This window comes from Methylosinus sp. is20ea, assembly GCF_059718135.1.
In genome coordinates this window covers 3,292,738-3,316,772 of sequence record NZ_AP046088.1, presented here as the reverse complement: position 1 = coordinate 3,316,772, position 24,035 = coordinate 3,292,738, and the positions used below count along the sequence as shown (strand labels likewise).

Below are 24,035 nucleotides of genomic sequence, written 5' to 3'. Positions count from 1 at the left end.
CTCCCACCAGTACGAAAGACTTCGAGATGGTCCTCACGGAGAGCAAAGGAATAGCGCGGACGATCGGATTCTCGGCCCGTCGTCGATGAACTCGTGTTTGTCCGAGCTGTCGGACACGATCTCAGAATAGCGGAGGCGGCGACTAAAGTTTTTTGTTTTGACGCATTTCCAACGCCCGAACCGGTGTCCGCTTCGGCCGGAACGCTCTAGGAGCCGATTCGAGGTCCACCATGCGTCCTCGGGAATCGTTCGGTCCAAAACCGGATCGAAGGTCGCCAATTCTGCAGCCGATCGACATAAAGATAAATCACCGGCGTCGTGTAGAGCGTCAAAAACTGGCTCATGATCAAACCGCCTATGACCGCGATGCCGAGCGGCCTTCGTATCTCCGATCCCTCGCCGGTTCCGAACGCCAAAGGAACGGCGCTCAAAAGCGCGACGATCGTCGTCATCAGGATCGGTCGAAACCGATAAACGCAGGCTTGCCGGATCGCTTCCGCCGCCTCGAGCGCGTTCCGACGCTTCGCGTCGATCGCGAAATCTATGAGCATGATTGCGTTTTTCTTCACGATTCCGATCAGCAACAACACTCCGATCATCGCGACGATGCTCAAGTCCGTCTTACAGACCATGAGAGCCAGGAGAGCGCCCACGCCCGCGGATGGAACCGTCGACAAAATCGTGATCGGATGAAAAAAGCTCTCGTAGAGGATCCCGAGCACGATATAGACCGTCATCAGCGCCGCCGCGATCAGCACAGGCTGATTGGCGAGGGCGTCCTGATAGCTCGCCGCAGCGCCCGCGAAAACGCCGTGAATCGTCGCGGGCGCTCCGATCGCCGCCATGGTTTCGTCGATCGCTCGCGTCGCGTCGCTGAGCGACTTACCCTCCGTGAGATTGAAAGAGATGGTGATCGCGGCGAAATTACCTTGATGATTGACCTGGAGCGGCGTTTTTCCCGCATCCAGGCGACTGAAAGCGGGGAGAGGCACCATTGTTTCGGCGCCCGAATTGACCGCATTGCCACCCGCGGCGTTGTTGCGAACCGAATAGACCTGCGTCTGTGTGGCGAGCGACGTCCCTTTGACTGACGATGAAGCATTAGAGGCGTTCTGGCTCACGCCGAGATAGAGATCGTCGATAGAAACCACCGACTGGCGGTGTCGCGGCGCAACCTCCATCACGACATGATATTGATTGAGCGGTTCGTAAATGGTCGAGACCTGTCTTTGACCGAATGCGTCGTAGAGCGTGTTGTCGATCTGCGCCGAAGTGAGGTTGAAGCGTGATGCGGTCGCCCGGTCGACGTGGACACTGGTTTGCAGTCCCTTGTCTTGTTGATCCGAGCTCACGTCCTGCAATACGGGATTGCGCCGCAGCGCCTCGGTCACTCGAGGCGCCCAGGATTGGAGCTCCTCGAGATTGTCGGACTGGAGAGTATATTGATAGAGAGCGTTGCTCGGGCGTCCTCCGATGCGGACGTCCTGCGTAGATTGAAGATACAGGGCGGCTCCGCTGAGCTTGGCGAGCTTCGGACGCAATCGTGTGAGGATTTCGTCGGCGGAGACGCCGCGCTCCCGAAGCGGCTTCAAAGTGACCTGCATATCCGCGACATTCACGGAGCCGCTCGGACCAAAGGAGCTCCCCCCTATCGTGCCCGCGACCGTTTGGATCGCCGGATCGCTCTTCAGCAGGGCGATAGCCTGCTCCAGCTTCGTCTTCATCACCGCAAAAGAAACGCTCTGGTCGGCGACGAGGGCTCCGCTCATGCGCCCGGTGTCCTGCGTCGGAAAAAACCCTTTCGGAATGATCGCCAATAAGTGGAAGTTGAGCCCGATCGCGGCGAAAAGCGTGAGCATCGTCAGGCGCGGGCGCCGAAGCGCGACTTCGAGCGACTTTTCATATCCGCGCTGCAGAGCCGAAAAAGCCCGCTCGCTGGCTCGAAGGATCCAGAGCGAGGACTTTGGGGGATGCCCGCGCATGAGCTGCGCGCATAGCATGGGCGTCGCGGTGATCGAGAGCGCGAGAGAGATGAGAATCGCGACCGACAGCGTGACCGCGAATTCGTGCAACATGCGGCCGACGAATCCGCCCATGAACAACACCGGAATGAACACGGCGACCAGCGACAGGCTCATGGACAGCACGGTGGGGACGACTTCTCGACTTCCATCGATCACTGCGCGTCGTCGTGGCGCGCCCGCCTCTATATGGCGCACGACATTTTCGACGACGACGATGGCGTCGTCGACGACGAACCCCGTGGCGATCGTCAACGCCATCAGGGAAAGATTGTCGAGGGTGTAGTCCAATAAATACATCGCCCCGAACGAGCCGATCAGGGACACGATCACCGATATGCCGGGAATGATGGTCGAACGCCAATCGCGCAAGAACAGGAATACGACCAGGATCACGAGCGCGACGGCAATGACGAGACTTTGCTCGACCTCATGCAGCGAGGTGCGTATCGTCAATGTCCGATCCCGCATGACGCGCATCTCCGCTCCGGCGGGCAATGCGGCGTTGAGCGCCGGCAACAGAGCTCTGACCCCATCGACGATCTCTATGTTGTTCGCTCCTGGGGCTCGGGAGACATTGACTTGAATTCCCGGCACATCGTCGACGAGGCCGAAGCTGCGCGAGTCCTCGACCGAATCGACCACTTCCGCCAAATCGTGCAGCCTGATCGTGGCCCCGTTTCGATATGCGATCACGAGATTCTCATAATCGGCGGCTCGGCGCTGCTGATCATTGCAGTAGATTTGCAAGCGCCACTCATCGGTCGTCAGCGCGCCTTTGGGAGCATTGTAATTCGTCGCTGCGAGGGCGGCGCGCACATCTTCCAGGGAAATGCCGAATTTGAAGAGCGCGCGCGGATCGAGCTCTACGCGAACGGCCGGCAGAGCGCCCCCGCTCACCGAAACCTGGCTCACGCCCGCCACCTGGGAGAGCTTCTGCTGCAATATGTTGGACGCGGCGTCGAAGAGCTGACCCTGGGTGAGCGTGCTCGACGTGAGCGAGAGGGTGAGGACCGGCACGTCCGCCGGGCCGGTGGCGCGCGTGGTCGGGTTGTTGCGCAATGATGCGGGCAGATCCGCGCGCGCGGCGGCGATCGCCGCTTGTATGTCGCGCTGGGCGCCGTTGATGTCGCGGTCGAGATCGAATTGCAGCGAAATTCGCGTCGCGCCGAGTGAGCTCGTCGACGTCATTTCATTGACGCTGGCGATCTTGCCGAGACGTTTTTCGAGCGGTGTCGCGACGGATGCCGCCATGGTCTGCGGACTGGCGCCCGGCATGGAAGCGACGACGCTGATCATCGGATAGTCGATTTGAGGAACCGGCGCCACGGGCAGCAGAAAAAAAGCGACCGCTCCGAGCATGGTCAAACCAGCCATCAGCAGCGTGGTCGCGACGGGCCGCGCGACCGCTGTTTCCAGCAAGCTCATGGATCGCGGGCTCCCGCTTCGTCGCCCGCGCTTTCGCGCGCGGAGCTTTTCGATAGACATTTTGACAGGCCGCCGACGAGCGGCCCGACAGGCCGCGTGGCGAACATCATGACGTCGCCGACCGAGCTCGGGATTGCTGTTGTCCCGTCTCGAGGCGCTGTCATGACGCCCGTTTCGCGGCTCTCGGCGATCGTTTCGACAAGGGCGACACCCGGCGCGAGATCGACCGACAGGTTCCTGGCCGCAGCCATCATGAGGAGCGTCGGATGCAAGACGAAAGAGGCGCGCGGCGCTTCACAGACTCTCCCTTCGATCGTTTGTCGCTGCGACGGCATCCGAATGTGGGGCGTCGCCCATGGCGTCCGGACGGTTGCCGTTCGGTCCGCAATAGCGCTACCCTACCTATAACTATCCTACTTGTATACTAGGGTTATGAGGCGCGCTGGAAAAGCGCGATCTGCCCCGGCCGGGCCGTTCCGTCATGCTGGAGGCGTTCGCTGTCGCAAATGCCGCGCCGGGGAGAAGGAGAATACGCCGTCCTCCGATGGATGGATCTTGCGTGTATAATGCCGCAACATTAGTAGGAAGAAGAACTGCTGTCAGCGTCTGATAAGTGCGAGATCCCGGAACCGGGCCCTCGTCGGACGCCGTCCAGCTCACTGCATCGGAAGAATCTCTATGCGTCACGCTTCACTCGTCGCGGCTCCAGTCGCCTTCGCTCTGTCGATCGGCGTCCGGGCCGAGGAAGCGCTGCCCAGGCCCGAACCTTCTCCTGTCTCGATCACCGCTCCGTCGCGCGACGCCACGCCGCCCGTCTGGCCGGCGCCGGTCGAGGCCGCGCGCGGCGCGCCCAATGTCGTGCTGGTGCTGCTGGACGACGCCGGCTTCGGCGCCACATCCACTTTCGGCGGCCCGGCGAAAACGCCGGAGCTGGATCGGCTGGCCGCGCGCGGCCTCAAATACAACGCCTTCCATGTCAGCGCCCTGTGCTCGCCGACCCGCGCCGCATTATTGTCGGGCCGCACCGATCATCAAATCGGTTTCGGCTCGGTGGCCGACGGCGCGACCGGCTATCCCGGCTACAATGCGCATTGGCCGAGGAACGCCGCGAGCCTCGCCCGCGTCTTGCGCGACAATGGCTACAGCACAGCGGCCTTCGGCAAATGGCACAACACGCCCTATGATGAAATCTCGCCTGTCGGTCCCTTCGATCGCTGGCCGACGGGATTGGGCTTCGAATATTTCTACGGGTTTCTGGCCGGCTATGACAGCCAGTTCGCGCCGCGGCTCTATCGCAACACGACGCCGGCCGATCCGATCCGCTCCGGCGAGCCGGGCTATCACCTCACGACCGATCTCGTCGACGACGCCGTCAAATGGGTTCATGCCCATGAGGCGGTGGCGCCCGCCAAGCCTTTCCTGCTCTATTTCGCGCCCGGCGCCACCCATTGGCCGCATCAGGTTCCGAAAGAATGGATCGCCAAATATAGCGGCGCCTTCGACCAGGGCTGGGACAAATTGCGCGAGGAGATATTTGCGCGGCAGAAGGCTCTCGGCGTTATTCCCGCCAATGCGGAGCTGACTCCGCGTCCCGCCGAGCTGCCGGCCTGGGACACGCTCTCGGGAGACCAAAAGAAGCTGTTCGCCCGGCAGATGGAGGTCTACGCCGCCTTCATGGAGCAGACCGATTTCGAGATCGGCCGTCTGCTGAAGAGCCTGGAAAAGGACGGGATCGCCGACAACACGCTGGTGCTCTACATCGCCGGCGACAATGGCGGGTCGGGCGAAGGCGGCGTCGACGGCCGCGACGTCATCGCGGTGGATGGAACCGCCCCTTCGCCTGCCGATCGGCTGAAGCGGGCCGACGAGCTCGGCGAGGAGATTTTCGACAATCATTATGCCGCCGCCTGGGCCTGGGCGAGCTCGACGCCCTTCCAATGGACGAAGCAGGTCGCCTCGCATCTCGGCGGCACGCGCGATCCGCTGATCGTCTCCTGGCCGGCGAAGATCAAGGCGCGCGGCGAATTGCGCACGCAATTCCAGCACATCACCGATATCGCGCCGACCATCTTCGAGCTGGCGGGGATAATGCCGCCCGACAAAGTGGACGGAGTGGCGCAAACGCCGCTCGAAGGCAAGAGCTTCGCGGCGAGCTTCTTCGACGCGAAAGCGCCGAGCAGCCATAGGCGGCAAGTGTTCGAAACCTCCGGCAATCGCGCCATCTACCAGGATGGCTGGTGGGCTGGCGCGCGTCATGTCGCGCCGTGGTCGGCGACGCGCGGCGGCGATCTCGCGATCGGCCAACACCCTTGGGAGCTCTACGATCTCCGCGCGGATTTCTCCCAGGCGCATGATCTCGCCGCGGAAAAGCCCGAGAAAGTGAAGGAGCTGGAGACTCTGTTCGACAGCGAGGCCAAGCGCACGCAAATCTATCCCCTGCTGCCGGCGCGCGGCAATTTGCCGTCGCCTGCCGATGGCCGCAATGTCTTCGATTATCGTCCCGGCGCCGACCATATTCCGCAGCGCATCGGGCCGAAGTTCAACCGGCGCGCCCATTCGATCGTCGCCGATGTGACCCTGCCTGCCGAACCGAAAGGCGTGATTTTCGCCGATGGCGGCGATTACGGCGGCTTTTCGATCTATGTGAAGGACGGCAAACTCATTTATCTCGCCAAGGCCTGGGGCAATGTCGCGGGAAAAATCGTCTCGTCCACGAAGCTTCCAGTGGGCGCGGCGCGGATCGGCGTGGAATTCGTCCCCGACGCCGCCAAGCCGCCGCCGGTCCGCACCTCCTTCGAGCCGCGCGTGGTCTTCGCCGGAAAGATCATCCTCAGCGTCAATGGCGCGAAGGTGGCGGAAGGGCGGATCGAAAATCTCCAGCTCTCCTACAATGAGACGCTCGACGTCGGCCTCGATTCCGGCGCGCCCGTCAGCCCGGATTACGCTGCGCCCTTCGCCTTCAACGGCCAGATCGACAAAGTTCACGTGGAGCTGAAATAGCCGCTCGGGATCAGCGCGCCAGCAGGCGGCTCAATTCCATGAAGCGCGCGTCCAGGGGCCAGAGCCGCGCCGCCGCCTCGACCTGCGCTCTCGCCTCCGCGAGACGCTCCTGCCGCACGAGCCACAGGGCCAGCGCATAATGCGCGTCGGCGTCGGCCGGCGCCGCGGCCAGCGCATTGCGCAGCGGCGTCTCGGCCTCGGCGTCGCGTCCAGTGGCCCGCAAGAGATCGGCGAGGTTCAGCCAGGCCGGCGCATAATTCGGGTCGAGCGTCAATGCGCGCTCGAATTCGGTTTGCGCCTCCTGCGTCTCGCCGCGCTCGGCCGCCAAGGCGCCGAGATTGAGATGGCTTTCCGGACGATCTTCCGCGAGCCTCTCGGCCGCGCGCCATTCCTCGAGCGCCGGATGATCGGTGAGCGGGGTCAGCCGCGCCGCTTCGATGCGGATCGCCCGCACAGGATCGTCGCGCAAAGGTCCGGCGAGCTTTTCGCGGAGCGCTTCGTCATAAGGCGCGAGGCCGCGCAGAGCGCCGAGGCGCAGCAAAGGCGAGGTCGAGCGGAGCGCCGGGATCAGGCTCTGCAGAGCGCCGGCTCCGGGACGCTTGGCGGCCGCGGCGAGGCGCGTGGCCCGGCTGATTTCGGAGACCGTTTCCTCCGGCGCTTGCCGTGTCGCGCCCCAGTCCCGCAATTTGGCCGCCGCCCAATCGGCGCTCTTGTCAGCATGGCAGGCGTTGCAGGCGTTGGGCGCGCCGAGCTTCGCGCTCTCCGACGGGCGGGGAATGCGAAAGGAATGATCATGACGAATGTGGATCTGCATATAGGCCCGCTGCGGCATATGGCAGGCGGCGCATTGCGCGGCGGGCGAGTTCTCGGCGTGATGATGATGCCGCGGCTGATCGAACGTCTTTTCCGAGTGACATTGGCCGCAGAGCGCATTGCCCTCGGCGCGCAGCCCGGCGCCATGCGGCTCGTGGCAATCGACGCAGGTCACGCCCGCGCCATGCATGCGGCTCTGCAGGAACGAGCCCCATTCGAAGACTTCGTCCTTGATCTGGCCGTCGTCGAAATAGAGCCCCGGCTCCAATAGCTCGGGCATGAAAGCATCGAGAAACGTTTCGCCGGGCCGCGCTCGCGCGATCGGCCGCCGGCGGGAGTGGCATGGCGCGCAAATCTCTTCTGAGGGGTTTTTCCGAACATCGCCGTTCCACCGGCGAATGCCGCGCTCGTCGAAATCGCCCCAAATGCCGGCCGCCTTCGCACCCGAGACGATCAGCCCCGCGCCGCCGCCCTTTTTCGCTCGCTCGACATGGCGCGAGCCGGGGCCATGGCAGGCCTCGCAGGAGACGTTCTCCTCCTGCCGGCGCGTCTCGTAGCTGTCGGTTTCGGAACCGTAGTTCTTGACCACTCCGGTCGAGTGGCAATCGGCGCACATGAAATTCCAGTTTTGCGCCCGCGCGGTCCAATGCAGCGGATCGCCGGGTGAAATGCGCTCGCCCGGATAAAGATCGAACCATCTCTGGCCGCCCTCGGCCCTGGGCCGGGAATCCCAGGCGGTCGAAAACGCCTGAAGACGTCCGCCGGGCACGCTCAGCAAATATTGCTGCAAAGGCGCGACGCCGAGCGTCGCCGCCACGGCGAAGTCCTGCGCCTCTCCCGTAGAGTTTTCCGCGCGAATGAAAAAATCTTTTCCTCGCCGGAAAAACCGTGGATCGGCTCCGGAGAAATCGCCCAGAACCGTTTCCGCTGTCGGCGCCGCCATGCTGCGCGCGTGATGGGATCGGCTCCAGGCGTCGGATTGTGTCGCATGGCAGGCCGCGCAGGCGCGCACGCCGACATAGGAGGCTTCTGGCTCCGCCCGCGCAGGCGACACGCTGAGCAGAAGGAATGTCGAGCCGAGAGCGGCGAAAGTCGCCACGAGACGAAGAAGTCCGTTCATGTGACGATCATAAGCATTCCGCGGCTCGAGCGGGACGCCGGCTCACTTTTTCAGATCGATCTCGACTTTTTCCACTCTGCCGGTGAAGGCGAAGGGCGAGTCGTAATCGGGAGAAACCGGAGAGCCGAGGTCTTTGCCTATGTCCAATGTCTCCGTGCCGATGCTGCGAAAGCCGCCGAACAGGCTGAGATGGCTGCTCGCGACCTCTTCGCCATTGACGGTCAATCGCCCCGCGCCCGGCCGCGCCTTGGCGACGAGCGCCGATGACAAAAGGCCCTTGGCGGCTTCGGTCAGCGAAAAATCGACGTCGAATTCATAGACGATGGTGACCCGGCCGCGCGGCAGAGGCTTGGATGCGACGAGCTTTTCCAGCGTCTGGCCGAACAGATTGTTCTGATAGCTCGGCCTGCCGTCCTTCACATAGAGAGAATAGCCGCCGTGGCGGCCGCCCTCGGCGATGATCACCCCTTCAGCCTTGCCGTCGTCATTGTCGATCACGGCGGTGATCTTGTGGCTGCGCGCGCCGATCTCGGGCAGGATGCGGGTCGGAAGGCGCTCGACCCCGTCATAAAACACGAAATGGCTCTTGCCCGAAGCAGGCGACGGGAATTTGTCCGGTTCGGGGATGGGCACGAGCGGAAAGACAGCGTTGCGGCGCGCCTCGCGGTCGAACTCCGCCTTCAGCTCGGCGAGCTTTTCCGGATTTTTCTCGGCGAGGTCGCGAGCCTCGGAGAAGTCCAGGAAATTTTCTGCGCGAGGAAGACCTGATCGCCGGATCAGGACATTTGCCAGCAAAAGCCTGCTAGCAGAAGAAAGAAGGGTGGCCGGGCCTATGTCGACGTGACGAACTCCGATGGAAAGGTCGTCGACTGGGCGGGGGAATTCGGAGCGCCGATTGCCTTGCTGCGCCGAGGCGCGCGCAAGGATGATTTTCCGATCGGCGGCGCCGTCACGGTGAATGGCTATCGCGCCAAGAACGGCAAGGAGGTCATCGCCGGAAGCACGGTGAAACTTCCCGACGGACGTGATTTCTTCGCCGGACGCGAAGGCGCCGGAAATCCAGGCGAGGCGCCCTATCGTCCCCAAACTTAGTGAGCCGCGCAGCGCCGGCCGATCGTGAGCCTATCATACCCCTCGATTCTCCTCTTCGATTTATCGTCCATAGATTGCTGGCGGCCATAGTGGTCGCGGCGGCGCTCTCTTGCGAGATGACGCGGCGCAAGCGCGCGGATCGAATTCAACGGGCGCCTTTCCACACGTCGTTGCCGCGCACGTCCAACTTTCGGGGAAGAAGCCGGGCTTCGGTGAAAGCGTCGGAAATTTTCTGTTGTTCCGTAAGCGCGTCTTCGTCCACAAGAGCGACTGCGTAGCTGCGTCGACTATTGGCGAGCTCTACGGTCGCCGCGTCGAGTCCGATGAGGGGGGCCAAGCGCTCCGCGGCGTCCTTAGGTTGGGCCTTGACCCACTCTCCGGCTTTGCGGAGCTCGTCGACGACGACCCTCAAAACATCGGGTCGACTCAGCGCATATTTCGTCGAAGCCAGATAGAATCGCCGATAACTCACGCCGACGGCCCCGCCATCCGCCAGCACTCTGACGTCGACGCTCTTCTGCAGCGCCGCCAAAAAAGGATCCCATATCGCCCACGCATCTATCGCGCCTCTTTCGAAAGCAACTCGCCCGTCGGCGGGCTGAAGATAGACGACATCCGCATCTTTGAGCTTTACGCCCGCTTTCTCCAAGGTCTGCAGAGTCAGATAGTGGACGCCTGCGGCTTTCGCAAAGCCGATCTTCTTGCCCTTGAGGTCGGCGAGCGTCTTGATCGGCGAGTCCTTGCGCACGACGATCGCCTGACCGGTCGGCGACGGTTTTTCCTGCGCGAGATAGGTCAGCTTGGCGTTAGCCGCTTGGGCGAAGAGCGGGACAGGCTCGGCGACGTCGGCCGACAAATCGATGCTGCCGACATTGACGCCTTCTAGAAGCGGCAGGCCTGAGCTGAATTCATACCAGGCGACCTTCACGCCCAATGGAGCCAGCGCTTTCTCGAGCGCGCCCTGCCCTTTGAGAAGAATGAGAAGCGACGAGGACTTCTGATAGCCGATGCGCAGAACGTCTTCGGCGGCGGAGGCCTCATGCCTTCCTATCGATGCGAGAAGCAATATCGCGACCATCGCCATGACTCTGACGGCCGCGGATTTCCAAATTCTTCTCGTCATGAACGCCTCGCTCCGATCGTTTCGGCGATAAGCCGCCGCGCCTCGGACCCTAGCGCAAGCAGCCTATATTTCCTAGTGAGTACATAGTTTGTTACGACGCGTCATCTCGACATCGCGTCCCTCGATCAATACAGCTTGACGAGCATCGTCCCGCCGAATGTGCGAGGGTCATTGGGCCAGCCGATCGTCGCGGGCGTCGTCGCATTGCCCGGCGCCCAGGCGGTGAAGGGGCGGTTGTCGAACAGATTCTTCACCCACACCGACAAGGCATAACGCTCGTCATCCGTTTTCAGGCCGAAGCCGACATTCGTGCGCGTATAGGGCGAGGTCCAATATTGAAACACGGCATGCGGATCTGTCAGCTGGACTTTGTCCTGCCAAGCGGCGTTGGCGTAGAAAAAGCCCGTGACCGATTGGTTCGCCCATTCGCCGAGATCGCGGAACAGCGGTCCCAAAGGCCGCTCGTAATTCACGCCGACGTTGAACGACCAGAGCGGGACGAGCTCCCATCGCGAATTGGAGCGCGACAATGTCAGCGGAGCGGAGAGAAAGCCCGCGGGCGGATTGGTCGGCGTCGCCCACAGCCAGTCGGCGGGCGTCGCCGCATTGGCGAAGTCGAGCCAGCGGGCGTCGGTGCGCGCGCCGGAATAGGAGAAAGCGAGACCCTCGAGCGGCGTCCAACGGCCATCGATCTCGACACCCCGCAGTTGCACATGATTGGCCGTTCCCAGATAAGTGGTGCGGATCGGCTGGCCGAGACTGTCTTTGTAGGAGGTGTCCGTCAGATTGGTTTGAAAATTATAGATGTCGTTCCAATAGAAATTGATATTGGCGACGAGCGCGCCGTCGAACCAACTCGTCTTCGCGCCGATTTCATAGTCCCACGACACTTCCGGTTTGGTGATCACCGGCTGCCAGCCCTTGAAATTGCTCTGGCCATCCAGGATCGGCTGGGCGCTCGTATTGACGGCGCCCGCTTTCTCCCCGCGCCCGACGAGGCCGAAGATCAATATGTGCTCGTCGAGCCTATATTGCGGATTGAAGACGCCCGTGAGCGAATTGAGCCCTTTGCTCACGCCGCCGGTGTCGAAGAACCCCTGCCCGCCGCCGGAGCGAATCGCCGCCGTCTGTTGCGCGAGCGAAAATTGATTGGGATAGACCTGCTCCCAGCTGAAATTCGAGCCTTCCTTTATCTCATAGCCATCGCGCAGGCCGAAGGTCAGCGCCCATTGCTCGTCGACATGATAAGTCGCCTGACCGTAGGCGGCGACGTGGAATGTCCTCGCCTTTCCATCGCGATTGTTCTGGAGCCCATTGAGCAGCGCCGGAGCGCCGAACCATGCCGCCGCGTCGGAGCCGAATTCGGTCAGATTATGGTTCCAGACATATTCATACATGGAATAGAGGCCCGTCGCCCATTCGAGCTTCTGCTCCCTGGGCGAGGCGAATTTGATCTCCTGCGAGAACTGGTCGACATAGCTGTCGACGCGGCCGCCGCTGATGGAGAGCTCCTGATTGCCGAGCGGCACACGCGGCTGCAAGCGGAAATGGCCGTAGGCGGAAATGAAGCTCAGCGTATTCTCGCCGATCTGGACGTTCGCCTCATTCGAGACATTATGCTGCTGGGCGTAGAATGTCGGCGTGCGCGTGAAATAGGGCTTGAACGGATCGAAGGTGAGAACGGTCCGTCCGAGCCTTTGCGCCAGCGTCTGCGAATAGGTGCGGGCAGGCAGCGTGCCATTGGCGAAAAGCTGGAAGGAGTCGCCGAAGGCGCAAACCGTGCTGCTGCAGGCGCCGATATTGCTGTATTCGGCAGATCGCCCATAATTGAAGATCAAACGGTCGGTCACGCTGTCGCCGACATAATATAATTGCCCGCGCACGCCCCAGCGATTGTCGTTGCGATAGCCAGCGCCGGTCACCTGATCGCGAATCCAGCCGTCGCTCTTGTCGAGATAGAATGCGACGCGATAGGCCAGCTTGTCGTCGATGATCGGCCCGGTGACGTTCAATTTTTCGATAATGCGATTGTAATTGGCGAAAGAGGTTTCGAAGCTCGCCTTGCGCTCGAACGACGGCAATTGCGTGCGGAGAACGATATTGCCGACGGTCGTATTCTTGCCGAAGGCCGTTCCCTGCGGGCCGAGGCCGATCTCGAAGGATTCGATGTCGACGAAATCGCCCCATTGAAAACCGAAATTCTTCCAGAACACATTGTCGACGACGAAGCCCGTATCCGCCTCCGATCCATCTCCCGTCCCGGCGCCCAGGCCGACGCCGCGGATCGTCGCCGGACGTCTCGGATGGCTGCCATCCACTCTGTAGTTCGGGACCTTTTGCGCGAGATCGGTGAGGCGATCGAGATGTTCGCGTTCGGCTGTCTTGGAGGTCACGACGACGATCGGCCGCGGTTGCTTCGTCACTTGTTCCTGTCGTTGCGTTCCGTCTCTCGCGCCGCCAGTCACACGCACATCGTCGACCTGCGCCTCCTGCGCGAGGGCGACATCGAACGACACGCAGGCGATCCCGGCGAGCAGAACGCCCCGTCTCGACCGAACACGGAAGCCGCGCCGCACGTCGAAGGTCTCCGGTCCGAGTCTCATGTCGCGCCCCAATCAATCTATAAACTCGATCTATATTAAGTGAATATACCTATGGCGCCGACGCGGTCAAGCTATGCCGTGACCGCTTGCGCGCGCTGCTAAATCGATGGATAGAAGGGGTGATGATGTTGGGCGGAGACGTCTCGAGAGGCCGCGCTCTCGCCGGCGCGCATCATATGAGCCTACCGAAAAGATCGGGAGTTAGAGCCTATGGTCGAGCAGATTTCCGCGCATGCGCTGAGGGCGCTCTGGCGCGCGCGCGACGAGGTCGCCGTGTTCGACGCACGCGAGGAAGGGCCCTATTCGCGCGCGCACCCGTTCTTCGCTGTCTCGCTGCCCTTCTCCGAGATCGAATCCAGAGCCTATGACCTCGCCCCGCGTCTCTCGGCGAAGATCGTCGTCTATGACGATGGCGAGGGATTTGCGGAACAGGCGGCGCGCCGTTTCACGAGCATGGGCTATTCGGATGTGGCGCTGCTCGAGGGCGGCCTCTCGGCCTATCGCGAAATCGGCGAGCTGTTCCGCGACGTCAATGTCGTGTCGAAAGCCTTTGGCGAGCTCGTCGAATCCATTCGCCACACGCCGTCGCTCTCCGCGCGCGAGGTCGAGGGCCTCATTCGCGCGGGCGCCGACGCCGTCGTGCTCGACGCGCGCCGCTTCGAGGAATATCACACGATGAGCATTCCGAACGCTGTCAGCGTGCCGGGCGCAGAACTCGCCTTGCGCGTCTTCGACATAGCGCCATCTCCGGACACGCTCGTCATCGTCAATTGCGCGGGACGCACGCGCTCGATCATCGGGACGCAGAGCCTCGTCGACGCCGGTATCCCCAATCGCGTCGCCGCGCTGCGCAATGGCACGATAGGCTGGACGCTCGATGGGCTGGCGCTCGACCGTGGACAGACGCGACGCTTTCCCCCGCTCGGCCGGGAGCAGCACGAGCGCGCGCTCGCAGGAACGCGCGCGCGCGCTGCGCGCCTCGGCGTCGCGACGCTCGACGCCGCGGCATTCGAGGCAGCGCTCGCCACGAAAGACAGACGCACTCTCTATCTGCTCGACGTGCGCTCGCCGGAAGAATATGCCGCCGGCCATGCGCCCGGGTTTCGTTCCGCTCCGGGCGGACAACTCGTGCAGGCCACCGATGAATGGGTGGCCGTGCGTGGCGCGAAGATCATTCTCTATGACGATCTCGAAGCGCGCGCGCTGTCGACGGCTTCATGGCTGACGCAACTCGGCTGGGAGACCGCCATTCTCTCGCCGCAAGCGGCCGCGGCGACCGAGCGAGGCGCATCGCCACGCCGACGTCCGCCGATTGTCGCGGCGCCGGGCGCAACGATCTCGCCGGAAGAACTCGCCTCCGGGCGCGATAATTTCACGATCGTCGATCTATCCCGCAGCCCCGTCTATCGCGCCGGTCACATCGCCGGAGCCTATTGGGCGGCGCTCGCGCATCTCGAGCGCGATCTCGCGACGCTGCCGCGCGACAAGCAGATCGTGCTCGTCTCTCCCGACGGCGAGACGGCGCTCGACAATCTCGCCCGCGCGCAGAACGTCTCGGCTCGCGGCGCGGTCGCGCTCGCCGGCGGAACGCAGGCTTTCAGCGCCCTCACGGCCGAGAATGCGCGATGGCTCGGCGAGGCGGACGACAGCTACAAGCGTCCCTATGAAGGCGTCGACAATTCGCGGGAAGCGATGCAGGCTTATATCGATTGGGAATTGCAGCTCGTCGCGCAGCTCGCCAATGACGGCGTCGCGAATTTCCATGTGGTGAGATAGCACAAACGGTGACGGGCTCCGCTCAGCGCCCTGCGGCTTCTCCAAGCAAATAATCCAATATCTGTTCCTCGAGCTCCGCGACCTCGACGGCGCCGCGCCGACGCGGGCGCGGCAGGTCGACGGCGATGTCCCGCGAGATCGCGCCATTCTCGATGATCACGATGCGGTCGGCGAGCGCGACGGCCTCGGCGACGTCATGCGTCACCAGCAGAGCGGTAAAGCCTTCGCGCAGCCACGCCGTCTCCAGCAGGCGCTGCATTTCGACGCGCGTGAGAGCGTCGAGCGCGCCGAGCGGCTCATCGAAGGCCAACAGCCGAGGACGGCTGACGAGCGCGCGCGCGAAAGCGACGCGCTGCTTTTGTCCGCCGGAGAGCGTCGACGGCCAATCCCGCGCGCGATCTTCCAGGCCGACGGAGCGCAGCGCCTCGAGCGCCTGCTCGCGGCCGGCCGCGCCGCCGCGGCGCTCGCCGAGCCCGACTTCGACATTGGCGAGCACGCGCGCCCAGGGCAGCAGACGCGGCTCCTGGAACATCACCCGGACAATGTCGCGCGCTTGCGAATCCGCATATTCTCCGAATGAGACGGCGCCGCGGGTCTTCTCGTCGAGGCCGGCGACGAGGCGCAGCAGCGTGCTCTTTCCGCAACCGCTGCGTCCGACGATCGCCAAAAATTGTCCGGCCGGCGCCTCGAGATCGAGCCCGCTCAGCACGCGCTTGGCGCCGAAGGATTTGTCGAGATTGCGCGCTCTCACCGCCACTCCGGGTGGGAGCCGCGTATCGACAGCCGTCTGGACGATCGTCATGACGCGTCCCCTCGCTCGCGCTGAAAAGCGGGATGCCAGGAAAGACAGACACGCTCGAGCAAGCGCGCGACGGAATCGGCGAGCTTGCCGAGCAAGGCGTAGATCAGGATCGACAGCACGACCACATCGACCTGCATGAACTCGCGCGCCTGCATGGCCATATAGCCGAGCCCCGATTGCGCGGCGATGGTCTCGGCGACGATCAGTGTCAGCCACATGACGCCGAGCGCATAGCGCAGCCCGACGAAGATCGACGGCAGAGCGCCCGGCAGCACCACCTGCCGAAACAGCTCGCGGCTGGGCATGCCGTAGCTGCGCGCCATTTCGACGAGCTGCGGATCGACGGAGCGAACGCCATGCAGCGTGTTGACGTAGATCGGGAAGAACACGCCGATCGAGACCAGGAAGAGCTTCGCCTCCTCATCGATGCCGAGCCAGAGGATGACGAGGGGGATCAGCGCGAGATGTGGAATATTGCGCGCCATCTGCAAAGTCGAGTCGGCCAGAACTTCGCTGATTTTGGAGACGCCATTCGCCAAGCCGAAAATAAAGCCGATCGCCCCGCCGATCGCCAGGCCGCCGATCGCCCGCAGAAAGCTCACGCCGAGATTGCGCGGCAGCTCCCCGGTGAGCGTCAGTCGCCGAGCGGCGTCGACGACTGCGAGCGGCGAAGGCAGCAGCGTGGACGGCGTGAGCTCCAGGGCGCAGGCGGCCTGCCAGATCGCGACGATCGACAGCGGAACGATCCAGGCCGCGGCCCTCGACTCGAGGATCGCCCTCCAGCGAATGCGCCGCGAAGCGCCGCGGCGGGCGGAGCCGCCGGAGGAGATCAGCGCTTCCTGCGGATGGGTCATCGCGCGCTTCATTCCGCGGCGGCGCGCGGCGGCGCGCCGGAGCCGACGCCATATTCTCCGACCGCGGTGCCATGCGACAATTTGCGGCCGGTTTCGATTCCGAGGAGCGGAAACAGCAGCTCGGCGACCTTATAGGCTTCTTCCAGATGCGGATAACCGGAGGCGATCACCGTGTCGACGCCGAGCGCCTGATATTCACGCAGGCGCGCGGCGACCGTCTCGGGATCGCCGACCAGCGCCGTGCCCGCGCCGCGCCGCACGAGGCCGACGCCCGCCCAGAGATTCGGAGAAATCTCGAGCCGGTCGCGCCTGCCGCTATGCAGCGCGCTCATTCGCTTTTGGCCGACGGAGTCCGATTCGAGCTCGAACTTGCGCTGGGCGGCGGCGATCGCTTCGTCCGAGAGATGGGCGATGAGCCTGTCGGCGGCGTCCCACGCCTCGCGCGCCGTCTCGCGCACGATGATGTGAATGCGCAGGCCGAACTTCAGCTCCCGCCCGTGCTTGGCCGCGCGCTTCCGCGCCGCCTCGATCTTCTCGGCGACGTCAGCCGGCGGCTCGCCCCAAGTCAGATAGACGTCGGCATGTTCCCCGGCCACATCGAGGCCGGCGTCGGACGAGCCGCCGAACCAGATCGGCAATCGCTTCTGCACGGTGGGAAACAGCAGCCGCGCGCCTTCGACGCGAATATGCTCGCCGGCGAAGTCGACCGTCTCGCCGGCGAGCAGCCTGCGGAAGACGGTGAGGAATTCGGCGGCGTGCGAATAGCGTTGGTCATGCGAGAGAAAAATGCCGTCGCCGGCGAGCTCCACCGGATCGCCCCCGGAGACGACATTGACGATGAAGCGCCCCTCGCTGATGCGATCGAGGGCAGCCGTCTGGCGCGCCCAATGGGTGGGCGTCGCGAGCCCCGGCCGCAGCGCCGCGAGAAAGCGCAGCCGCTTGGTGTGCGTGGCGAGCGCCGCGGCGGTGATCCAGGGGTCCTCGCAATGGCTGCCGACCGGCAACAGCGCGCCGGCGAATCCCAAACGATCGGCGGCTTGCGCGATTTCCTTCATATAGTCGAACTCGGCGTAGCGAATGCCCTTGTCCGAGCCGAGATAGGAGCCGTCTCCACTGACGGGAATGAACCAGAACATGTCGAGAGGTCTGTCGGTCATGACGCGTTTCTTTCAGTCGGCCGGCCGGCGCTTCCAGACGATTTCGCGAATATCGACGCGCGCCGGGATCAGCCCGAGACCAAGAAAGCGATCCGCGACCCGCTGCTGTCGGGCGATAATGGCGTCGTCGAGCGCGACGAGCGCGAATTCGGCTCGATCGACCGATTTGCGCTGCGCCGCGAGCGGGACGCCGCTCGCCTCGGCATAGAGGGCGGCGACCTCGCCACGATGCGCGCTTGCCCATTCTGAGGCTCTCGCGATCTCGTCGTTAATATCGTCGACGATCGCGGGATATCGCGCGGCGAAGTCGGCGTTGGCGAGAAAGAAGCTGTTCTGCGTGGCGGCGTCCGCTTCGATCACGAGCTGGCGCGCGGCGGCGTTCAGCTCGGCGATCGCGAGATAAGGGTCCCAGATCGACCACGCGTCGATCGCGCCACGCGTGAAAGCCGCGGCGGCGTCCGCCGGCGCGAGATAGGCGGGCGTGACGTCCTCCCATTTCAGATCGGCGCTTTCCAGCGCCGAGATCAGCAGATTATGCGCGCTCGACGCCTTGGCGACGCCGATTCTCTTTCCTTTGAGATCGGCCGCGCGCTCGATCGCCGAGCGACGCGGCGCGATGACGCCCTGACCATAGCCGCGCGCAGGAACCGCCGCCGCATAGACCACCCGCCCATGCGCCGCTTGCGCAAAGACCGGTGGCGCGTCGCCTGTATAGCCATAATCGATGGCGCCGGCGCCGAGCGCCTCCAACATCGGCGGCCCGAAGGGGAACTCCACCCATTTGACGGCCACGCCGCTGTGCTCGAACCGTTTTTCCAGCAGTTTCCGCGCTTTGGCGATCAGGAGCACACCGAACTTCTGATAGCCGATCACCAGCTCCTTCGGCATTTCGGCCGTCGCCGCCATGAGAGAGGTCGCAGCCGCAACGGCGGTGGCTGCGGCAAAGACAACGGCCCGGCGATCGACAACCGGCGGCGCCATCACGACCTCTGAGAAAAACTGACGACAGAATCCGCTCGGCGCGATCGACGACGCGATCTGCGAACTGGCTGCAAAGACGGCTCGTCGCGGAAATCAAGCGGTGGGAGCATGCCGTCCTCCTCATCGGATCGTTTCACCAGATCGCGGTGCGCGCTCTCAGAAGCGCGCCGAACCACAATCACGTTTATTATAGTGATTTTATCAACTTTTTCATCCGGCGCAATGGACCTCCGAGTCTTATCGCGGCGGCTGTCGATCGTCGTCTCGATCGCCATCGAGGCGCCTCGCCCTCGGGGCCTGCTACCGGTAGACTGCATTTGTGCGGCGGCGCGCCTAACCTCTGCTTCCTCTCACGATCGGGCGCGAAAACGCGCGGGCTCCTGCTCCGAGAGCCTTGCCGTTCGCGCTGATTGATCGGGCGGCTCGAACAGGCGAGCCGCTCTTTCAAAATACTGCCGGAGATGACCTCTCCGGATGCGCATCTCGTGAGCCGAGTTTGAGCGGAATTTTGCGCCTTGGCCCCGAATGCCCCGGCGCTTGTAAAACTACTATTTCGATCGTATTAATAAATTAATTGCAATTGAGACGCCTCTCGAATCCGGGCGCCGTCTTCGGCGCGAGCGCGGAAAATAGCTACGAAAAGCGCGGTCATGGGTAGAGATCCTTCCGGACGGGCGATCGAATTTGCCGTGAAAGGCCGAAGGGCTCCTTCGCGAAGCCGGGCTCGGGCGCGACAGCCGCGCCGGACCGGCGATCGCTCGCCTTCTAATCCGTTCGCATGAATTTCTCGGCTCCTTCCATCCAGCGGCCGGTCGCGACGACGCTGCTCGCGGCGGCGCTCTTCCTCGTCGGCGCTGTCGGCTATGCATTTCTTCCGGTGGCCAGCCTGCCGGCGGTCGACATGCCCGTGATCGGCGTCGGCGCCTTTCGCCCGGGCGCCGATCCGTCCACAATGGCGGCTACCGTCGCGGCGCCCTTGGAGCGTCGACTCGCCGCGATCTCCGGCCTCACCGAACTCACTTCGTCGAGTTCGACCAGTTCGACCCAGATCACGCTGCAATTCGACATGAATCGCAATATCGATTCGGCTGCCCGCGACGTGCAGGCGGCGCTCAACGCCGCGGCGACCGACCTTCCAGCCGATCTGTCGGCCATGCCGTCGTTCCGAAAATCCAACGCCGCCGCTTCACCCATTCTCATTCTCGCGCTGACGTCCGACACGCTGCCGACGACATCTCTCTATGATGTTGCCGATACGGTGATTGCACAGAGGATTTCTCAAGTGCCCGGCGTCGCCGAAGTGAAGGTCGCCGGCGCAGAGCAGCCCGCGATTCGCGTGCAGATCGATCCGGCGCGCGTCGCTACGATGGGACTTGGCGTCGACGCAGTCGCGAGCGCCATCCTCTCCGCCAATGTGAGATCGCCTCTCGGCGCTTTCGACGGAGAGAGAGTGTCGACGACGATCGGAGCGAACGACGAATTGTCGAGGCCCGAAGATTTTCGGAATATCGTCGTGCGTACGGAAAATGGCGCCGTCGTGAGACTGAGCGATGTCGCGACTGTCGAACGCGGCACGAGAAGCCGGACGACCGCGGGCTGGTTCAACGGCAAGCCAGCGGTGCTGCTCATCGTCACCAAACAGGCCAACGCCAATGTCGTTCAGGTCGTGGATCGCGTCAAAGCGCTGCTGCCGGAGCTCGAGAAATGGATTCCGGCCGGTATTGCCGTCGCCATTCAATCGGACCGCACGGTGTCGATCCGAGCGAGCGTGAAAGACGTCCAGCATACGCTCGCGATGTCCGTCGCGCTCGTCATGCTCGTGGTGTTCGTCTTTCTGAAGCATGTGACGCCCGTTGTCGCCGCCGGCGTGACCGTTCCCCTATCGCTCGTCGGGACCGGCGCGGCCATGTGGCTCGCGGGCTTTTCTCTCGACAACATATCATTGATGGCGCTAACTATTTCCGTCGGCTTCGTCGTCGACGACGCGATTGTCATGATCGAGAATATCGCGAGCTTCTCCGAAAAAGGAATGGACCGATTGGAGGCGGCTCTCGCGGGAGCGAAGCAGATCGGCTTCACCGTGATCGCCATCAGCCTCTCGCTCGTCACGGTGTTCATTCCGCTCAAGTTCCTGGAGGGCCCCACGGGCCGCGTATTGGCCGAATTCGCGTTCACGCTCAGTTTCGCAATCGCGATATCGACGATCGTCTCGTTGACGGTCACGCCGATGATCTGCGCATGGTTTCCCGCCGCGACGCATGCTCGACCTTCGAGAGACGGCGGGCGGCAAGGGCTCCTCGCGTGGATAGAAGCATCCTATCTCCAGAGTCTACGATCGATGATCGCGCATCATTGGCTCGGACCGGCGGCTGTGGGCGGCTGCATCGTCGCGACAATTTATCTCTACGGCGTCATTCCAAAGGGAAATCTGCCGCAGGACGACACGGGACTCATTAATGCGACGACGGAGGTGTCCGCCGACACCTCGTTCGTCGAAATGGCGCGTCTTCAGAAGCTCGCCGCAGAAATCGTGGCGTCCGATCCGGACGTCCTGGCCGTAGGCTCCTCGATCGGCGGTTCCTCTGGTCTCACCTCGTCGACCAATCAGGGTCGAATGTATATTAGTCTGAGGCCGACGAACGAGCGCAAGGTCACCACATTCGAAGTGATCGCGCGTTTGAGGCGCCAACTGACCCAATTCGCTGGAATGAGCGTTTTCATGGTCCCGGCGCAGGACATAAGAGTCGGCGGACGTCAGAGCAAGGGGCAGTATCAATTCACCCTCTGGGACTCGGCCGTCGATGAATTGAACGAATGGACGCCGAAAATTCTCCAGCGACTGCGCGCCATTCCGGAGATCGTCGACGTCACGACCGACAGGCAATCCGGCGCCTTGAAAGGGGACATAATCATCGATCGCGTCGCGGCGTCGCGGCTCGGCATTTCGATTTCCGCGATCGATGCGGCGCTCAACAGCTATTTCGGCCAGAGGCAGGACAATCTGATCTATACGCAGCGCAATCAGTATCGCGTGATCATGGAAGCGTCGCCCGCCAGGCAACGTGATCCGGGCGATCTCTCGCAGATCTATGTGTCGAGCGCGAACGGGACGCAGACGCCGCTCACGGCGGTCGCGCGAATAGAACGGGGATCGACGCCTCTGATCGTGAACCATCAAGGCGTCGTTCCGGCCGTCACGATTTCCTATAATATCGCGCCGGGACACACGCTCGACGCGGCGACGTCCGCGGTGAGGCGCGCCGCCGACGAAATGCAGCTTCCCAGCGGGCTGAGAGCGGACTTTTCCGGCGACGCCGCCGATTTTCGAAAAGTCGCCAACGGCATGGCTACGCTCATCCTTCTGTCGCTGCTGTGCGTCTATGTCATACTCGGCGTTCTCTACGAGAGTTTCATCCACCCGATCACGATCATATCCACCTTGCCGTCTGCAAGTCTCGGAGCGCTGCTGGCGCTCGAGGCGTTCGACATCGAATTCACGGTCATTGCCTTCATCGGAATTCTGCTGCTGATTGGCGTCGTCAAGAAAAACGGCATCATGCTCGTTGATTTCGCGCTACAGGCCGAGAGAGAGAAGAAGCTGAACTCCGAAGAGGCTGTTCTTCTCGCTGCGAGCGAGCGCCTGCGGCCGATTCTCATGACGACCTTCGCCGCCATGCTCGGCGCGCTGCCTCTCGCCATGGCGACTGGAATTGGCGCGGAAATGCGCCGACCTCTCGGGGTGACGATCGTCGGAGGCCTGGCGCTCAGCCAGATTCTGACGCTCTATACGACGCCCGTCATCTATCTCCTGATGAGTCGGATTCACAGAAAGCGCGAGCGCTCCTTTCCCCCGCCGTTGCGCGCCCGGTTGCCGAACACAGGCGCCGCCGCTGCTCGCCTCGAGGCGCCGCAAGGCGGAGCGACGAGAGGTTGATCCTGGATCGATGCGGCGGCGCGAGCTCACACCGGGATGTCAGACGTTCGACCCTCGTCGCTGTTTGGCGCCCAGATTGTCAGGGACGGGACATCGTCACGCAACCTTCGGCCCGGCCGCGCGGTCCATATGCTCCCGTTCCGCCGCCGCGAACGTCGGCAAACTCCTCAGAAAGCGGACCCTGCGGTCGTCCGCGCCGCGCCGACGCCCAAAGCTCGAGGACGCTGCAATCCTTCGCCTCCGGCCGTCGCCACGATGAAACGAAAGATGTTCGCGCGCAGGCGCCGAGCAAACTGCATGACATCGCCCGCGGAGGCGCCGATCGATTGATCATGATTTACGCGCCCACACGTCAGGCCCCACGAAAATTTTTGCCCCACCGGTCCTGAATTTGCGCCGCCGTCGACAGCTGAAGCAAGGTTTTCCCGATAGCTCCCGCAGATCCCCACGCTCGTTTTGCTAATAAACGCCGGGGATGAGCCTCGCGGTGCGGCTCGCGTATTCGCGATACGATGGAAAAGCCTCCTCCAAGACGCGCTCCTCGAAATGCATGCGCGGCAGCTGAACGGCGATCGAGAGCACTGTCAAAAGCAGCGCCGATGGCTGCTGATAGCGGAACATGATTCCGATCAGAGCCAGCATTTCTCCGGCATAGAGCGGATGTCGCACGAGCCGATAAGGCCCTTCGGTCACCAGAGCGCGAGCTTGCGGCAAAATGCTGAAGCAACGGCCGAGCGAGATGGTCGCCGCGATCGAGACGAGCGTTCCGACGAGAACCATGCCGACAGAAAAATCCTTCATCGCCGGAGACAGATCGGCAGCCGGCGCGGCGACGATGAGGCTCGGCAGCAGAAAGCCGACGGCGCCGGCCAATTTCGGCGCAACGCCTTTCCCGGTTCGAAGAGACGGCGGACGGACGAGCATCAAAAATATGATAAGGCCGAGGAACGCGATATTCGCCGCGAGAGCGCAATTCACGAGAAGCGATTCGGCCGGCGTCATCATCTGCAACGAGCCATATATTCCGAGACAGAACCAGGCGACGACCGGGCTCGTGAACATGAGATCGAGCAGTTTCGCCTTCAAATATGCTCGCGTCATTCGACCTCTCCGCCAAATTCGCTCGAAATATGTCGCCGCCGGGCGCAAGATCCGATCTCGGCCGTCTCGCCTTAGCCGATCGACCCGCGCTTGTCGACGCGGCCCAGGGCCTTCGAACGGCGGCTTCCAACGTCATCGCGGCCTCGGCGATCGGCTCGGCGAGCGTTGGGCGGAGCGAGGCGCTCCTATGGGGGGCGCGACAGGACGGCGCGTCCTCGAAGCCCGCGAGC

The 24,035-nt window shown here is 63.1% G+C and carries 14 protein-coding genes; 4 read left to right on the top strand and 10 right to left on the bottom strand.

Annotation, left to right across the window (positions count from 1 at the left end):
* Nucleotides 1–206 precede the first annotated feature (206 nt).
* Nucleotides 207–3,449 (bottom strand): efflux RND transporter permease subunit, encoded by a 3,243-nt coding sequence (locus tag AC6IY7_RS15545; protein WP_497780320.1) that lies wholly within the window; start codon nucleotides 3,447–3,449, stop codon nucleotides 207–209.
* A 678-nt stretch (nucleotides 3,450–4,127) separates the two neighbouring features.
* Between AC6IY7_RS15545 and AC6IY7_RS15540 the strand changes: the two genes are divergently transcribed.
* Nucleotides 4,128–6,449, top strand: a complete 2,322-nt coding sequence (locus tag AC6IY7_RS15540; RefSeq protein ID WP_497780319.1) for an arylsulfatase — start codon at nucleotides 4,128–4,130, stop codon at nucleotides 6,447–6,449.
* A 10-nt stretch (nucleotides 6,450–6,459) separates the two neighbouring features.
* Here AC6IY7_RS15540 and AC6IY7_RS15535 read toward each other — a convergent pair whose 3' ends face one another.
* Nucleotides 6,460–8,382, bottom strand: coding sequence for a tetratricopeptide repeat protein (locus tag AC6IY7_RS15535; RefSeq protein ID WP_497780318.1), 1,923 nt, complete (start codon nucleotides 8,380–8,382; stop codon nucleotides 6,460–6,462).
* Nucleotides 8,383–8,424: 42 nt separating this feature from the next.
* The gene (locus AC6IY7_RS15530; protein WP_497780317.1) at nucleotides 8,425–9,177 is read right to left on the bottom strand and encodes a hypothetical protein; all 753 of its coding nucleotides are present in this window, start codon (nucleotides 9,175–9,177) and stop codon (nucleotides 8,425–8,427) included.
* A gap of 45 nt (nucleotides 9,178–9,222) precedes the next feature.
* On the opposite strand from AC6IY7_RS15530, the gene AC6IY7_RS15525 reads away from it, so the two are divergent.
* Nucleotides 9,223–9,474: a DUF6152 family protein gene (locus AC6IY7_RS15525; protein WP_497780316.1), complete on the top strand. Its 252-nt coding sequence runs from the start codon at nucleotides 9,223–9,225 to the stop codon at nucleotides 9,472–9,474.
* Between the two features lie 145 nt (nucleotides 9,475–9,619).
* Here the strand turns inward: AC6IY7_RS15525 and AC6IY7_RS15520 are convergent, their stop codons facing one another.
* A complete protein-coding gene (locus AC6IY7_RS15520; protein ID WP_497782856.1) occupies nucleotides 9,620–10,552 on the bottom strand; it encodes an aliphatic sulfonate ABC transporter substrate-binding protein in 933 nt (310 codons plus the stop codon).
* A 170-nt stretch (nucleotides 10,553–10,722) separates the two neighbouring features.
* The gene (locus AC6IY7_RS15515) at nucleotides 10,723–13,200 is read right to left on the bottom strand and encodes a TonB-dependent receptor (protein ID WP_497780315.1); all 2,478 of its coding nucleotides are present in this window, start codon (nucleotides 13,198–13,200) and stop codon (nucleotides 10,723–10,725) included.
* Between the two features lie 210 nt (nucleotides 13,201–13,410).
* Between AC6IY7_RS15515 and AC6IY7_RS15510 the strand changes: the two genes are divergently transcribed.
* Entirely contained in the window at nucleotides 13,411–14,976 is a 1,566-nt protein-coding gene (locus tag AC6IY7_RS15510; protein WP_497780314.1) for a rhodanese-like domain-containing protein, read from the top strand.
* A gap of 22 nt (nucleotides 14,977–14,998) precedes the next feature.
* Here the strand turns inward: AC6IY7_RS15510 and AC6IY7_RS15505 are convergent, their stop codons facing one another.
* The 4 genes from AC6IY7_RS15505 to AC6IY7_RS15490 are packed head-to-tail and all read right to left on the bottom strand — an operon-like array spanning nucleotide 14,999 to nucleotide 18,695.
* Nucleotides 14,999–15,778 carry an ATP-binding cassette domain-containing protein gene (locus AC6IY7_RS15505; protein ID WP_497780313.1) on the bottom strand — a complete coding sequence of 260 codons (780 nt, stop codon included), beginning with the start codon at nucleotides 15,776–15,778 and terminating at the stop codon, nucleotides 14,999–15,001.
* On the bottom strand, nucleotides 15,775–16,632 hold the full coding sequence (locus tag AC6IY7_RS15500) for an ABC transporter permease subunit (protein WP_497780312.1): 858 nt from the start codon (nucleotides 16,630–16,632) through the stop codon (nucleotides 15,775–15,777). Before AC6IY7_RS15500 ends, AC6IY7_RS15505 begins: the two co-directional genes overlap by 4 nt.
* An 8-nt stretch (nucleotides 16,633–16,640) precedes the next feature.
* Nucleotides 16,641–17,789 carry an FMNH2-dependent alkanesulfonate monooxygenase gene (ssuD, locus tag AC6IY7_RS15495; RefSeq protein ID WP_497780311.1) on the bottom strand — a complete coding sequence of 383 codons (1,149 nt, stop codon included), beginning with the start codon at nucleotides 17,787–17,789 and terminating at the stop codon, nucleotides 16,641–16,643.
* Nucleotides 17,790–17,801: 12 nt separating this feature from the next.
* Nucleotides 17,802–18,695: an aliphatic sulfonate ABC transporter substrate-binding protein gene (locus tag AC6IY7_RS15490; RefSeq protein WP_497780310.1), complete on the bottom strand. Its 894-nt coding sequence runs from the start codon at nucleotides 18,693–18,695 to the stop codon at nucleotides 17,802–17,804.
* A gap of 853 nt (nucleotides 18,696–19,548) precedes the next feature.
* On the opposite strand from AC6IY7_RS15490, the gene AC6IY7_RS15485 reads away from it, so the two are divergent.
* A complete protein-coding gene (locus AC6IY7_RS15485) occupies nucleotides 19,549–22,704 on the top strand; it encodes an efflux RND transporter permease subunit (protein ID WP_497780309.1) in 3,156 nt (1,051 codons plus the stop codon).
* Nucleotides 22,705–23,163: 459 nt separating this feature from the next.
* On the opposite strand, the gene AC6IY7_RS15480 is transcribed toward AC6IY7_RS15485, so the two are convergent.
* Nucleotides 23,164–23,805: a methyltransferase family protein gene (locus AC6IY7_RS15480; RefSeq protein ID WP_497780308.1), complete on the bottom strand. Its 642-nt coding sequence runs from the start codon at nucleotides 23,803–23,805 to the stop codon at nucleotides 23,164–23,166.
* Between the last annotated feature and the right edge of the window lie 230 nt (nucleotides 23,806–24,035).